Annotated in this window: 14 protein-coding genes; 7 read left to right on the top strand and 7 right to left on the bottom strand. The window is 51.1% G+C overall.

Features of this window, described 5'->3' with window-relative positions:
* Positions 1 to 67 precede the first annotated feature (67 nt).
* Positions 68 to 1,642, bottom strand: a complete 1,575-nt coding sequence (locus tag IE117_RS12975; RefSeq protein WP_229580830.1) for a helicase HerA-like domain-containing protein — start codon at positions 1,640 to 1,642, stop codon at positions 68 to 70.
* Positions 1,643 to 1,732: 90 nt separating this feature from the next.
* Positions 1,733 to 1,996: a hypothetical protein gene (locus IE117_RS12970; protein ID WP_189564866.1), complete on the bottom strand. Its 264-nt coding sequence runs from the start codon at positions 1,994 to 1,996 to the stop codon at positions 1,733 to 1,735.
* Positions 1,997 to 2,207: 211 nt separating this feature from the next.
* Between IE117_RS12970 and IE117_RS12965 the strand changes: the two genes are divergently transcribed.
* Complete coding sequence (locus IE117_RS12965; RefSeq protein WP_189564865.1) at positions 2,208 to 3,800, top strand: arylsulfatase; 1,593 nt, start codon at positions 2,208 to 2,210, stop codon at positions 3,798 to 3,800.
* 79 nt (positions 3,801 to 3,879) lie between these two features.
* Here the strand turns inward: IE117_RS12965 and IE117_RS12960 are convergent, their stop codons facing one another.
* The 5 genes from IE117_RS12960 to IE117_RS12940 form a co-directional block, all read right to left on the bottom strand.
* Positions 3,880 to 4,686 (bottom strand): YoaK family protein, encoded by an 807-nt coding sequence (locus IE117_RS12960; protein WP_189564863.1) that lies wholly within the window; start codon positions 4,684 to 4,686, stop codon positions 3,880 to 3,882.
* 3 nt (positions 4,687 to 4,689) lie between these two features.
* Complete coding sequence (locus tag IE117_RS12955) at positions 4,690 to 5,178, bottom strand: hypothetical protein (RefSeq protein WP_189564862.1); 489 nt, start codon at positions 5,176 to 5,178, stop codon at positions 4,690 to 4,692.
* Positions 5,171 to 5,659 (bottom strand): putative universal stress family protein, encoded by a 489-nt coding sequence (locus IE117_RS12950; RefSeq protein ID WP_189564860.1) that lies wholly within the window; start codon positions 5,657 to 5,659, stop codon positions 5,171 to 5,173. Before IE117_RS12950 ends, IE117_RS12955 begins: the two co-directional genes overlap by 8 nt.
* A 148-nt stretch (positions 5,660 to 5,807) precedes the next feature.
* Positions 5,808 to 7,172: a sensor histidine kinase gene (locus tag IE117_RS12945; protein WP_189564858.1), complete on the bottom strand. Its 1,365-nt coding sequence runs from the start codon at positions 7,170 to 7,172 to the stop codon at positions 5,808 to 5,810.
* Between the two features lie 3 nt (positions 7,173 to 7,175).
* Entirely contained in the window at positions 7,176 to 7,928 is a 753-nt protein-coding gene (locus IE117_RS12940; RefSeq protein ID WP_189564856.1) for a response regulator transcription factor, read from the bottom strand.
* Positions 7,929 to 8,058: 130 nt separating this feature from the next.
* On the opposite strand from IE117_RS12940, the gene IE117_RS12935 reads away from it, so the two are divergent.
* The 6 genes from IE117_RS12935 (at position 8,059) to IE117_RS12910 (ending at position 14,489) form a co-directional block, all read left to right on the top strand.
* A complete protein-coding gene (locus IE117_RS12935; RefSeq protein WP_189564854.1) occupies positions 8,059 to 8,568 on the top strand; it encodes a GNAT family N-acetyltransferase in 510 nt (169 codons plus the stop codon).
* Positions 8,569 to 8,621: 53 nt separating this feature from the next.
* Entirely contained in the window at positions 8,622 to 9,461 is an 840-nt protein-coding gene (locus IE117_RS12930; protein ID WP_189564852.1) for an MBL fold metallo-hydrolase, read from the top strand.
* A gap of 133 nt (positions 9,462 to 9,594) precedes the next feature.
* On the top strand, positions 9,595 to 11,292 hold the full coding sequence (locus IE117_RS12925; protein WP_189564850.1) for an AMP-binding protein: 1,698 nt from the start codon (positions 9,595 to 9,597) through the stop codon (positions 11,290 to 11,292).
* A gap of 111 nt (positions 11,293 to 11,403) precedes the next feature.
* Positions 11,404 to 12,132, top strand: a complete 729-nt coding sequence (locus IE117_RS12920; protein ID WP_229580828.1) for an alpha/beta fold hydrolase — start codon at positions 11,404 to 11,406, stop codon at positions 12,130 to 12,132.
* A 74-nt stretch (positions 12,133 to 12,206) separates the two neighbouring features.
* Positions 12,207 to 13,406, top strand: a complete 1,200-nt coding sequence (locus tag IE117_RS12915) for an alpha/beta hydrolase family protein (RefSeq protein ID WP_189564846.1) — start codon at positions 12,207 to 12,209, stop codon at positions 13,404 to 13,406.
* Positions 13,407 to 13,535: 129 nt separating this feature from the next.
* Positions 13,536 to 14,489 carry a mechanosensitive ion channel family protein gene (locus IE117_RS12910; protein ID WP_189564844.1) on the top strand — a complete coding sequence of 318 codons (954 nt, stop codon included), beginning with the start codon at positions 13,536 to 13,538 and terminating at the stop codon, positions 14,487 to 14,489.
* The last annotated feature ends 55 nt before the right edge of the window (positions 14,490 to 14,544 follow it).

Here is a 14,544-nt window from a genome sequence, read left to right as displayed (position 1 = left end):
CCTGACGAAATCCAACCGATTTTGAACGCAGGTGGCTGGCCTTTCGGGAAGTTAGTGGCAATACTCGTCAGAATCCAAACAACCCGCCGCTTTTTTTCCGGGATCGTGTACTTACGCTCTTGCCAAACAGCATCCCAAACACTCCCCGGACCAACTCGCGTCCTACCTGCTTGGCCAGCGGTGACGACAGAGCTTCTTCAAACATTCCTTTCTCCTGTCTGGCATTCGCTCTGGGAGCGGCTTTGGCGGCCACTTTTTCGGCTTCGGCTTTCTCTTCGGTCCGAGCTGTTTCTTCCATCCGACGGGTCAGGATTTCGTAAGCACTCTCGGGATCAATAGGGTCCTTGTATTTGCTGTAAAGGTCGGACTTACGAACGTGGGTTTCATAATCCGCCGTAGTAAGCGGCCCCATCACCGACCGGGGTGGCACCAGGTGCGTGGCTGCCACTTCGGTGGGAATGCCCTTTTCATTTAGTACCGTAATGAGTGCCTGCCCGATACCAAGCGTGGTCAGGATTTCGTCTATTTGATAAAAATCAGAACGGGGGTAGGTCTTAACGGTTTGCTTCAGGCCTTCGGCATCCTTGGGCGTAAAGGCCCGAAGTACGTGTTGCACCCGGTTGCCGAGTTGGGAAAGTACGCTGTCGGGTATGTCCTGCGCCATTTGAGTGCAGAAAAAGATACCAACGCCTTTGGAACGAATGAGCCGGATGACTTTCTCGATTTGCTCCATGAATGCCTTGGGAGCGTCCTTAAAAAGCAGGTGCGCTTCATCCAGAAAGAAAACTAGTTTTGGTTTGTCTAGATCCCCCGCCTCGGGCAATGTGGCGTACAATTCGGCCAGCAGACTGAGCATGAAAGTCGAAAACAAGGCAGGCTTGTCCTGCACGTCAGAAACATTCAGCAAACTGATGACGCCCCGCCCGTCTTCTTTGGCAATCAGGTCGTCGATATCGAATGATTTTTCACCAAAAATACTCTCCACCCCCTGCTGCTCGAGAGCCACGATTTTGCGAAGAATCGTTCCGGCGGTAGAGGTAGTGATGCGCCCGTAGTCGGCCTTGATTTCAGCCGCACCTGCGCCTTCCGAGAGATAGGCAAGTACCTTTTTCAAATCATTCAAATCCACCATCGGCAGTTGCTTGTCGTCGGCGTATTTAAACAAAATGGAAAGTACCCCTTCCTGCGTGTCGTTCAGGTCGAGGATTTTAGAGAGAAGTGCCGGACCGAATTCCAGAATAGTCGCCCGCATCTGCGCCCCCAGCTTGCCGCTGAGCGAGTAAAGCTCGATGGGGAAAGATTTGGGCTCAAACGGGATGCCCAGTGCCGCAGCACGTTCTTCCAGCCGGGCGTTGGTAGTACCGGGTTGCGCCAGGCCGGAAAGGTCGCCCTTGATGTCGGACATGAACACCGGCACGCCCGCATCGGACAATTGCTCAGCAAGTACCTGAAGCGTCCGTGTTTTGCCAGAGCCCGTCGCACCGGCAATGAGGCCGTGGCGATTCATCATCCGCAGCGGGATGGCTACACGTGCATCAGTGACGATTTCTCCGTTCAGAATTCCTGACCCCAAATGAATGGAGGGCAAACTGGTGGAGTAGGATTTTTGCATAGCGGCGACGAAATCTTCTTTTTGCGACACGGGAAGGGCAAGTTTGGTGAGAATTTTCCCAAAAATAGAAAAATCGCCGTTAATCCGTTGCGGGTACCTGCGCGATGCATCGCATCCGCACTATCTGGGCCGACGGATGTCGTTCGTATCGCGCCGGGTAGAATCGGGGTACAGATTGCCCTGATTGGCGGGGTAGCCACCCGTCTCATCCTGGTTGCCCTCTCCTACGCCCATTGCGGCGCGGCTTTCATCGGCACCGGTTTTGGTAACGTCGTTCATTTCTGAATTTGGAGTCTTCTTTTGGTCGGCGGTAGAATCGCAGCCTGTAAAAATGGCGGCTTGCACGGAAAGCAGGGCAAGGCCAGCCCAATGTTTGATTTTCATGATCGTTGTGTTTAGCTTTTTGAAAAAAATAGTACCCTCTAAAATTGAATACCACGCCTTATCGGCCGGTCTTTTAATGGATTATGGGGAATCTGTTGCCTTCATTTTGTGGCAAATCTTCCGACTACGCCTTTTGCATACTCTTGCCAGCACACTGAATTCAGTAGAATCACCTTTTGCAGTGGCTTTCTAAAAAAACAATACCCCGTACATGAAAAAACAACTATTGATATTCGTGATGCTGCTGGGCGCTTCTTCGAGCGCCTTCGCCCAGAAACCCTCTGCGGCCCGCCGGGAGGCCGGACCGCCCAATATCGTTCTGATTATGGTAGACGACATGGGATACAGTGACATCGGTTGCTATGGCTCCGAGATAAGTACGCCCAACCTGGACAAGCTTGCCGCCGGTGGGGTAAAATTCACGCAGTTTTACAACGCCGCCCGCTGTTGCCCCAGTCGCGCGTCGCTACTCACGGGTGTTTATCCGCAGCAGGCGGGCATGGGCGGCATGGTCACCACGAAGCCCGACCATAGTGGCGAAACCCCCTACCAGGGTTGGCTGAGCCGCGAGACCGTCACAGTGGCCGAAGTACTGAAGTCGGCCGGCTACCGTACTTACATGTCGGGCAAGTGGCATGTGGGCGAGGAGCGTCCCGATTGGCCACTGCAACGGGGCTTCGACAAGTACTTTGGCCTCATCAGCGGAGCCAACAGCTATTACCGGCTGCTACCGGGCCGTCTGATTCTGGAAGACAATGAACCCTACGAGATTCCGGAAAATTTTTACATGACCGACGCCATATCCGATTATGCCGTGCGCTACATCGACGATGCTACCCGCCCAGACAGCAAAGACCCGTTTTTCATGTATGTGGCCTATACCGCCCCACACTGGCCCATCCATGCGCCCGACGAAGAAATCGCGAAGTACCGGGGCAAGTACCTGAAAGGTTGGGATCAACTACGGAAAGACCGCTACGCGCGGCAGCAGAAAATGGGGCTGCTGCCCAAAAGCGCATTACTTTCTGACCGCGACGACCGAATTCCGGCCTGGGAAGACGCGCCCAACAAAGACGACTGGGACCTGAAAATGGCGGCCTACGCGGGAATGATTACCCGACTGGATGCGGGTGTCGGTCGCATCGTGGAAAAGCTGAAAGCGACCGGACAACTGGACAACACGTTGATTATGTTCTTGTCAGACAACGGTGCTTGTGCCGAAGTGCTGACGGGCCGCGCCAAACGCGACCTCGAGGAAGAAGCTTACAAGCGTTCGCTCGTAACGCCGACGGGCCAGAAATGGTCGTACGACGCCTATGGCATGGAATGGGCCAACCTTGGCAATACGCCTTTCAGGCTTTACAAGCAGTACACCCACGAAGGCGGCATCTCCACGCCTCTGATCGTACATTATCCCAAGTTGGTCAAGAAAGGTTTTCAAACCGACCAGGTAGGGCACATCATGGACCTCATGCCCACCTGCCTGGAAGTGGCCGGAGTCCAGCATCCGGCTACCTTCGACGGGCGGAAAGTCAAGCCGGTAGAGGGCAAAAGCCTGGTACCTATTCTGAAAGACAAAACACGGCAGCCGCACGATTTTATTGCCTGGGAGCATTTTGGCTGTCGTGCGGTACGGCAGGGTGACTGGAAGCTGGTATCGTCAAAAATTGACGATCAATGGGAGCTGTACAACATTGCCAAAGACCGCTCTGAACTAAATGACCTGGCGGCAGCCATGCCCGGAAAAATGAAAGAGATGCTGAACTTGTACGAGGGCTGGGCCAAGAAGGTTGGTGCCAAGTAAAGTACCCTGAACAGTGCCTGGGCAAATGTGGGGTTACCACGCGATTCTGGAATTCGGCCTTTCAACTACCCAGGTACTTTCAGACCAACTCTCCAACGTCCCGTACTGCCAGCTCGTGCTCGGGTGAGGCCAGAGGCTGGGTAGTTTGTTTTAGGGGATTGCGATGGCGCCGGCCAAAAAGCCTCAAGAGCCGTAACTTTGAATAGTCATACAGAATAACGACCACTATCACCAGCGAGACAACATAATACACTTTGAATTCCAGCTGTTTGTAGAGCAGCCCGGCGACAACTCCTCCCGTCAGGTACGATACGGCAATGGCCACCAGAAGTTTGGCTTTTCCTACCAGCACGGCGTTGGTGCGGTATTGTCTCTGCGTGAACATTGAAAAGAGAATTCCCAGATCGGTGGTAAGGCCGGTAAGGTGCGTGGTCTTGACCGAAAAGTTGGAGATACTAGCGGTAAGTCCATTCTGCAGCCCCATAGCAAACAGCATAAACGCCACCAGAATTTCCGTTTCGGTAAGCGTGCCCTGGTACGAGTACTCACCGTATATCCCCACTGTAAGCAGGCAGGCTATTTCCAGCAGCAGAGGCAGCGCGTGCGCAACGTAGGCATTCCTGCGATTAAGGTTGATTATGATAAAATTGGAAATAAAACTGCCAATCAAAAAGAGCAGTATCCAACTCATCACTACTGCCACCTGGTACCACTCACCCTTGGAAATTTCTTCGGCCAGGATGGCGTAATGCCCCGTGACGTTAGAGGCGAAAGCAAAGAAGATGATCAACGTGACGACGTTGACCATTCCTGCAGAAAAAGCGGTGAGCACTCCCAACCGGATATTGTCTTTCAGACTTCGGCTGTTGCTGAATTTCCTAAGCATACATCATCTTATTTTTTTGAACGTAATTTTGGCGATTCCCCGCACTTCGATATCAGTATGGAAGTGAAGTACCATTTCACTTTCCGTAAGTTTAGCAATGGTATAGCTCTCTTCCAGCGCTTGATCGTACTGCATCATCAGTACATGCCCCCGGCCCTTGAGCGACCACCGTACCGCGTTTTTTATGGCAGACCCATCCGAAAGTCGCAACGTCCCGTCCGGCAGGAATTGCCATTTTTCGGCTTTGTGGATAATCAGCCCGCTGGCAATCCTCTGGCGCGCATCATCCTCGATTACCTGACCCGGCAGGGTCTGTCCATTCGAGTGGGCATTTACTTTTTCGTATTGCCAGTCTACCTCTTCCCACCTGCCCAGAATCAGACGGTCAGGGCTGGAAGCATTGGTCATAAGAACCAGGAACAGGCATAGGAATCCTGCCAGAAAGCCTCCATAGGCGAAGCCCGGATGAGTTTTTTTTCGGACTTTAAGCATGGGATATCTGTAAGAAGAGTTCAGCAACCCGGTCTTTTTCGGGCACATTCACATTTGAATCCCATGGAATACTCCTCTTCGGAAGTGCGCATTTCCTGAAATAGGGAAGCGGATCAAAACTGCGCGGATTTTTCAGCTTCATCGAATAGTTTTTAGGAATAAAAACCTCATCAACCTCATTGATTTCCAAAAAACTAGTGAACACACGCTGCCAAAACCCGCTGAATAGCTCAATCCGAAACGAGTTGACCTTGGAGGCATAGGTATTGAGCAGAATCTGGCACGCTTCCTGAAACCGTTCACTCTGAAATGAAGAGAGGTAATTTTCTTTTGAGAAAAAAAGCATCTCCGTTATCGAGTCGGGGGTACCTGCAAAATAGACGAGGACGACGTTGACCTTTTCGCTTTGAAGCTTGATCGCTTCCTTCAATGTGTTGAGAGACTCAATCGTAAAATCAGTCGGAATAAGAATCGTTTTCATAGGTTGCTTTATCAGTTTAAATTTCTTTATGACAAAGCTACCGCCGGTACATTAGAGCCGCCTAAGAGCAGAATTAGAATGTTCTAAGAGCCGTATTAGAATCCGCTAAGAGGAAGATTAGAAACAAATTAGAACAGTGAGAAACCGGCTAATTATTAATGGGAAGCCTTATCTCGACTGTCACGCCTTCGTTGAGTACCGAGGTCACCAGCAGTTCCCCACGGTGCATTTTGACCACGTTTCGGCTCAGGGGCAGGCCGATGCCATAGCCCTCGAAGGCGTTGGTATTACTCGCCCGGAAGTATGGATCGTAGATGTATTTGATTTCAGTATCCGGAATGCCAATCCCCCTGTCTTTCACCACGATAATAATCTGAGATACCGATGCCCCCAGTGACACCTGCACAATGTCGTCGTTTGAATACTTGCACGCGTTCATGATTACGTTGGAAAGCGCCAGGTGAAGCAATTGCTCGTTCCCCAGCATCTGAAGGTTTTCGGGATTCTCCGGTAACAGGCTGTAATCCAGGATAACTTTATTGCCAGGATAAATCTTATCGACCGTTCCCTTCACATCCCAGATCAGTTGATCGATCCTGACTTTGTCAAACTTTACCACCTTACCGTTGTAGCCAGTCTGAGCCAGAAAAAGCAACGCTTTCGTTTTTTTGCTCAACTTCTCGGCAGCATCCAGAATAACTACCATAGCCTCCCTGTATTCCTGGGCGGTGCGTGACTTCGATAGAATTACGTCAGCCTCACCGATAATGGATGTCAGAGGCGTATTGAGTTCGTGTGAAGCATTGCTGACAAAGTTTTTCTGGGATTCAAAGGCTGCTTCCAGACGGTCGAGCATGCCGTTAAATGTGTTGGATAGCGTACTCAGTTCGTCATCGTTGCGGGAGAGGGGCAATCTCATCTGCAGGTTTTCCGAACTGATATCCTCCATTTTGGTAGTGATATCCTGCAACGGTTGGATAAGTTTTTTGGAAAACCAGAACGAGATTATGATCACCAGCACTACCGCAAAAACCAGCAGTGAAACAAGGAGGTTGCGCAAGTAGGCGATATGATGGGTGTAGTAGTAGTTTTCCGCCGACACGATCACGATATAATCCGTGGCGCCGGCCGTGTACCGGATGCCGGAGTAAAAGATGTTTTGCTGCCTGAAAGAAGCCGCCTTTTGCTCCTTAATTTCAATAAGTGCACTGATTGGGATATTCAATCGGATTGCCTCAGCCTGTAGCGAATCCTCCGATGGCACCGGCAGAATATATATTTTTTCCTCGGGCAGGATTTCCAGATACTCTTGTTTCACCTCTTTGATGGCATTCAGATCCTGGCCATTTTCCAGCTGGATTTTTGCGGTCGTAACCGCCCTTATCTCTAGTCTTTTATAAAAATCTTCAAAGGAGTAGTTTGCCGAGGCATAGTAAATAAACCCACTATACAGAACCACGAATAGCAGAGAGATAATGCTGATCAGCAGAATGATTTTGGTCTTTATCTTCATGGATCACATCCCGTTTTCATGATTTTCCTTAAGTACGTATCCCATTCCTATCACCGTATGAATGAGCCGTGATGCCTTCGATTTTTCCAGTTTTTTGCGCAGGTAATTGACATAAACATCCACCACGTTGGTGTTCATGTCAAAGTTGACTCCCCACACTTCATCAAGAATTTCCACCCTCGACAATACCCGCCGGGGGTGGTTCATGAAAAAGTGCAGCAGACGGTACTCAGTCGAGGTCAGGGCAATTTCCTGTCCATCGCGGGCGACTTCTTTGGTGTAGTCGTTCAGGATCAAATCGCCGAACTGTAGATTCTTATCGTGTGGTTGTTCCGACTTTGCCGGGTCCTTCCGACGCAGCAACGCCCTGATGCGGGCCAGCAATTCGATGAACTTAAACGGCTTGGTCAGGTAATCGTCTGCTCCGGTATTGAGGCCCACCACAACATTTTCGGTACTGCCCAAGGCCGACAGCAGCAATATGGGTACTTCGCAGTCATGATTCCGGATCATTTTGCAAAGATCAAGCCCGCCGATGTTGGGCAACATGATATCCATAATGATCAGATTATACGATGCGGTAGTTGACATCTGGAAGCCGGTACTGCCGTCCATTGCCACACTTACCTCAAACCCTTCTTCGCTCAGGCCTTTGTTTATGAAAGAACAGACACGGTCGTCGTCTTCTATGAGCAGTATTTTCTTTTTATGATCTGCTTCTTTATGATGAAGGTCGTACGTATTTTTTTCCAGCATAATTTTGATATGGTTCTGTGTTGCGGTGTATGACAGATAACAGCCTGTACAAAAATACATTTGATTTTTTAAGCGGAGATCAGAGGCCTATCTGTGTTATTTATAATGTTAAACCAAATAATGCCAAAGAATGATTGAAACTCCACGCCTAAAGATATTACCCTGCGACGATACACTGTTTGACGCCATGAAAATGGGCGGGGGCGTACTCTCTCAGGCCATAGGGGCCAACGTACCAAAAAAGTGGTCGCAATACCGCGATACTTTTGCGCCGGCTTATCTGCGGTGGAAAGCCCACCCGCCGTTGCGCGATTGGTGGGTGCACCTGATCGTGTACAGGCCCGATAACATGCTGGTGGGCTCCTGCGGCTATAAAGGCGAACCTGATGCCGAAGGACGCGTAGAGATTGGCTACGAGATTCGGCCCGCTCATCAGAACATGGGTATTGCCACCGAGGCCGCGCAAGGATTGGTGACCCATGCTTTCAGCCACGCTGAAGTAAAAAAAGTCATCGCCCACACCATGCCTGATGAAAACTACTCGACCAGGCTTTTGCAGAAGATCGGCTTCGTCCGCGTGGGCGACTACAATGACCCCGACGATGGGCTGGTCTGGCGTTGGGAGTTAGATAAGTTGTGACCGGGCTGCCCACACGGTGATGAATTAATTTTTTCCACTCGTCATTCCTGACAATGATTCCTGCTTTCCAAAAAGACGACACCCTGCTGGCTGACATCCGCGCCACCTTCGGAGAGCAAAATGGCTTCCGGCTGTGGTGGCTGGGACAGAGTGGTTTTCTGCTTCAGTGGCGGGGCAGGCATTTGCTTTTCGACCCCTACCTCTCCGATTCGCTTACAAAGAAATACGCCGAGACGGATAGGCCGCACGTGCGCATGAGCGAACGGGCCATTGATCCGGGCAGGCTGGATTTTATCGACATTGTCACGAGCAGTCATAACCATACCGACCACCTTGACGGTGATACACTTGGCCCCATGCTAAGTACCAACCCCGGCATCAGGGTGGTGGTGCCCGAAGCCAATCGCACTTTCATTGCCGGGCGACTGGGCTGTGACGTAGATTTCCCTATCGGGATGAACGACACGTTCGTGAAAGACGTCGACGAGTTTCGCTTTTATGGCATTCCGGCGGCGCACAATGAAGTCGAACGCGATGACCTCGGGCAATGCAAGTTCATGGGCTACGTGGTAGAATTCGGCGGCTACCGAATCTATCACAGCGGCGATACGCTCTGGTTCAAGGGACTTGATGAACTACTAATGCCTTTTGCCGTCGATGTGGCTTTGCTCCCAATCAACGGCAATCGCCCCGAACGTCGTGTGGCGGGCAATCTCAGCGCGGAGGAAGCTGCCCAACTCGGCAAAGAAATCGGCGCGGGCTGCGTTATTCCCCATCACTTTCACCTTTTCGAGTTCAACACCGAGGAGCCCGAGCTATTTGAGAAGGAGGCACGCCGGTACGGCACACCATACCGAGTGCTGCGCATTGGGGAAAAGTATTCTTTTTCGTGAGCCGTGGAAAGACAATTATGTATATAAACCCGCCCTGAAACCGTTTTTCTGATAAGGAATGGTATTATCTGAATATTTATTTAAATTGAATGCCAAACCCACTCAATACAATCGTCAACAAATCAACGCCCTTATGCCCACGATAACCGAAGAAACATACCCCTGGCTGCACGCCTATCCCGAAGGTGTTCCTTACGAAATAAACCCGGACGCCTACCCTTCCCTGATCAAGCTGATGGAAGAGGGCTTCAAGAAATACGCCAAACAGCCCGCATTTTCGAACATGAGCAAGGAACTCACGTTTGGCGATGTCGATCGTCTGTCCCGTGAGTTTGCAGCCTATCTACAAAGCATCGGCCTGAAAAAGGGCGACCGGGTGGCTATCCAAATGCCCAACCTCCTGCAATATCCGGTGGCGATGTATGGCATCATCCGGGCCGGGATGGTAGTTGTAAACACGAACCCGCTTTACACGCCACGTGAGATGAAGCACCAGTTTACCGATTCCGGTGCAAAAGCCATTGTGATTTTGGCAAATTTTGCCTCCAATCTTGAAAAAATCATTGCTGAAACGGACATACAACATGTCATCGTTACGCAAATCGGCGACTTGCTGGGCTTTCCCAAAAAGTTGATTGTCAATATGGTGGTGAAGTACGTCAAGAAGATGGTGCCTTCGTACGAGCTGTCCGGGGCGGTAGACTTCAACAAAGCCCTGTCGACCGGGGCTTCGGCTGCTTATAAGGTGCCTGAGGTCAAGAATCAGGATCTGGCATTTATACAGTACACAGGTGGTACTACAGGCGTGTCCAAAGGTGCCATGCTCACTCACCGAAACCTAATCTCCAATGTAGAGGCCAATACGGAATGGCTCAAACCTTTACTGGGCGATTCGGCTAACCAAATCATCGTGGCAGCCCTACCCCTATATCATGTATATGCCCTGACTGTCAATGCCCTGACTGCTCTGAAAAGCGGTGCCATGAACCTGCTCATTACCAACCCGCGCGACATGAACTCCTTTATCGATGATTTGAAAAAATATCAGGTCACGATTTTCACAGGACTAAACACGCTTTACAACGGCTTGCTCAATCATTCCCGCTTCGGCGAAGTGGATTTCAGCAAATTGAGGGTCACTTCTGCCGGTGGCATGGCCTTGCAGAAGGTCGTGGCCGAACGCTGGCACAAGGAAACGGGCTGTCTGCCCGCCGAGGGCTACGGGCTGTCCGAAACCTCTCCCGTTCTGACCTCCAACCCCTTGGTAGGCGAAAATCGTATCGGCACTATCGGAATTCCCTGGCCCAGCACTCAGATCAGGATTATGAATGACAACGGCCAGTGGGCAGGCGACGATGAACCCGGCGAAATCTGTGCCCAGGGACCGCAGGTAATGCCAGGGTATTACAATCGTCCTGAGGAAACTGCGAAAGTCTTTTTTGAGGACGAAAGCGGACGATGGTTCAAGACGGGCGACATCGGTGTGCGCAGTGCCGACGGCTATTTCAAGATCGTGGATCGCAAAAAAGATATGATCCTGGTGTCCGGCTTTAACGTATATCCCAACGAAATAGAGGACGTGGTGGCGCAGTGCCCCGGCGTACTGGAAGTAGCGTGTGTGGGCGAACCCCACGAGCGTTCCGGCGAGTCTGTCAAGATTTATGTTGTTAAAAAAGACCCTGATCTGACCGAAGCTCAGGTACAAGCCTACTGCCGCGAAAACCTGACAGCTTACAAATGCCCCAGGCAAATAGAATTCCGCGATGAACTACCAAAAACCAATGTCGGTAAAATCCTGAGAAGGGCATTGCGGGAAGAAGCAAGCGCATGATCATGGGGTAGTGATCGGGATAAGGCTATGACTGCGTGAGTTTTCTCCTTCAACAGAAAGGGGCGGCTTATGGCTCCTGCCCTGTTATTCTCCACTATAGAACACAAATCCATGAAACGTAAAACCTTAGTTCTTCTTCACGGCCATGGCATGGACGAAGCGCTTTGGGACGAAGTCGTTCCACTGCTCGATGACGACTTTACAGTCGTGCGACCCAACGTATCATTATTGACCGGCTGCCACACGATGGAGGCCTACGCCGACGAGCTGCATCGGCTGCTCACTGCTTCGCAGATCGAAAAATTCACCCTCATCGGACATTCCATGGGTGGGTATATCAGCCTGGCCTTTGCCGAAAAGTACCCTGATATGCTGGAAGGCTTCGGGCTTTTCCATTCGTCGGCCCTGGCGGATGACGACGCCAAGCAACAGCAACGCAGCCAAATGGCCCAACTACTGCGCAGCGAGGGCGCCGACACCTTTATTCGGCGCACCGCTCCAAATCTGTTTGGTGAACGTTACAAGCAGGATCATCCCACCGAGGTTCAGAACTACCTGCAGCGCTACGGCAAATTACCTGCCGAGGCACTGGCCGTGGGAATGGAGGCCATGCGCGACCGTCCCGATCGCACTCACGTACTGGCTGCCCTGCCTTTTCCCATTGTTTTTATCGTTGGCATGGACGACCAGGTTGTTCCCTTCGAGAAAGTGATGGAACAGGCGAGGTTTCCCAAAAAGATATATCCTTTCGTGCTGGCCGATGCCGGACACCTGGGCATGATTGAAAGGCCGGAAGCCTCGGCACGAATTCTTCGCTGGTATGCCGGCCAGGAAGTCTGAACAGAGCCTGGCGCAACGAAAGCGCGGTTTGTTACGTTATCAATTTCGTACACGAACCACTACTTTCAATCCAAATGAAAAAACGTTTTGATTTGCTGCCGTTGCGCCAGGCGTGGGTTTTGCTGGCCTTTGGCTTTCTTTTTCTTTCATCCTGCGACCGTACCGACCCACCCGCCGAGCCGCAAAATCAGTATCTGGTCGGAAGCAGCGTCGGCACAGAACTTTCAAAAGATCAGATCGCCCAGCAACTGGCGGGATTCGGCCCCCTTATTTCCGGCATTCTGAAAAACGGTATCAAAGGCTACCGGATTACCTACAAAACTACAAACACCGACGGCCAGGAAATCACTGCATCCGGGGCTCTAATACTGCCCGTTACTGCCGATGCGGTACCGATGGTCAGCGTGCAGCATGGCACCATCACCAGCGACGACCAGGCCCCGTCCAACTTCAAAGACGGAGCGGACGCTTCGCTCAATTCCCTGTTCAGTTCGCTGGGTTATATTATTTCGGCTCCTGATTATATCGGCTATGGTGCTTCCAAAGATCTGCCTCACCCTTACGAACACCGCGCCAGCCTGGCATCGGCGTCACTGGACATGCTGCGGGCTTCCAAGGAGTTTTTGAAAGGTCAGAATGCGGTGAAATGGAATAACAAGCTTTACATCGCGGGCTATTCGGAGGGCGGCTTTGCCTCCATGTCATTACAGAAGGCGATTGAGGAAGAAGCTTCGTCCGAATTCGACCTGCGGGCGTCGAGCCTGGGAGCCGGTGCTTACGACAAAACGGCTTTTATGAAGTACCTGATCAATACCAAAACCCATGGCATTGCGGGCTACAACCGTTCTTATCTCTGGGTGACACTGACCTACGACCGTCTTTACGGTCTGAACCGTCCTAAGTCAGCCTACTTTAAGGAGCCATACGCGACCCAAATTGACAAAAGCGGCCTTGATGCCAACATCAACGTTTCTTTCAACACCATTTTTACCGATGCTTTCATCAAGGGTGTCAACGACGGCACCGATAAAGGTTTTCTCGACGCTGTGGCCAATAACAATGTGTACGACTGGAAACCCAAAACGCCCACTCAGCTTTATCATGGAGACGCGGACCAACTGGTCTTCTTTTTTAATTCCAAAAACGCCTTCGATGCCATGCGCAAGCGGGGCGCCACCAATGTGGATCTGATTGCCATACCTGGGGGCGACCACGGCTCTTCACTGCAAAGCTACCTCTTCGGAACGCTGTCCTTTTTCACCTCAACGCCTTAATCCGGAATTATTTGCTTATTTTTCACCCTATTTATTCTCCATTACGTGGGAATGAATAGGGTTTGAATTTTTATGTGATGAGTGACCGGATACTGACACATAGCCCACCAACAATCGGCGAATAACTAAATGCTTGGACTACTAATCGCGATACTGCTTCAGGCCAAACCCGGCATTGAACAGGGAGCTGAGAAGCTCAGCCGGGGGTTGCCTCGCGAGATACGACAGTTCTTGGATTTCGAGATATTGAAAATCCAGAGCTACAAAATAACCGTATTCGACGTACTCCTTATCGTCCTCCTTTTAACCGTAGCCCGGCTGCTGATATGGGGTATTTCCAATTTGTTGCGGCGTGGTTTCTTTCGTCGCAAGCAAGTGGATAAGGGACGGCAGGAAGCGGTGATCCAGCTCATCAAGTACTTCATCTACGTCATAGTCATCTACCTTTCCTTGGGAATCGCGGATGTATCCTTGACGCCACTTTTGGCAGGCTCGGCGGCACTTTTGGTGGGTATTGGCCTGGGCTTACAGCAGACGTTCAACGATCTGGTATCGGGCCTGATCCTGCTCTTCGAAGGAAGTATCAACATAGGAGACATTGTAGAGCTAGACAACGGCCTGGTCGGACGTGTAGCGGAGGTGGGCTTACGGACCTCGAAGGTCGAAACCCGCGACGCCATAGGCATCATCGTGCCGAACTCGAAGTTTATCAACAATAATATCATCAACTGGTCTCACAACCGCTCCCTCACGCGCTTCATCATTACGGTGGGTGTAGCTTACCGCAACGACCCCCGGCACGTGGAAGCCGTCCTGCTGGGTACCGTGAAGGAACATTCAGAAATAGCTAAAAATCCAGCCCCTTTGGTCCGAATCAACGACTTTGGCAATTCAGGCGTTATATATCAATTACTGTTCTGGACATACAGCGCGTGGCGCATCGAACAAATCAAGAGTGAGATTCGCTTTGTGATTTTCGAAAAGTTTCGCGAAGAAGGCATCGAAATTCCGTTCAATCAATACGACTTGAATCTAAAGCAGGGTTGGGATGGCTTTGCCGACAGGCTGAAAGGAAAAGAATAGTAAGAAGGGGAGAATGGCTTCCCTGAGAGAAAGCGAAAAGCAACATAGCCGGAAC

Origin of the sequence: Persicitalea jodogahamensis (assembly GCF_014651615.1) — a bacterium.
Lineage (GTDB): Bacteria > Bacteroidota > Bacteroidia > Cytophagales > Spirosomataceae > Persicitalea > Persicitalea jodogahamensis.
Note: the sequence above shows the minus strand (reverse complement) of the source record. Positions and strands in the feature narration are given on the sequence as shown.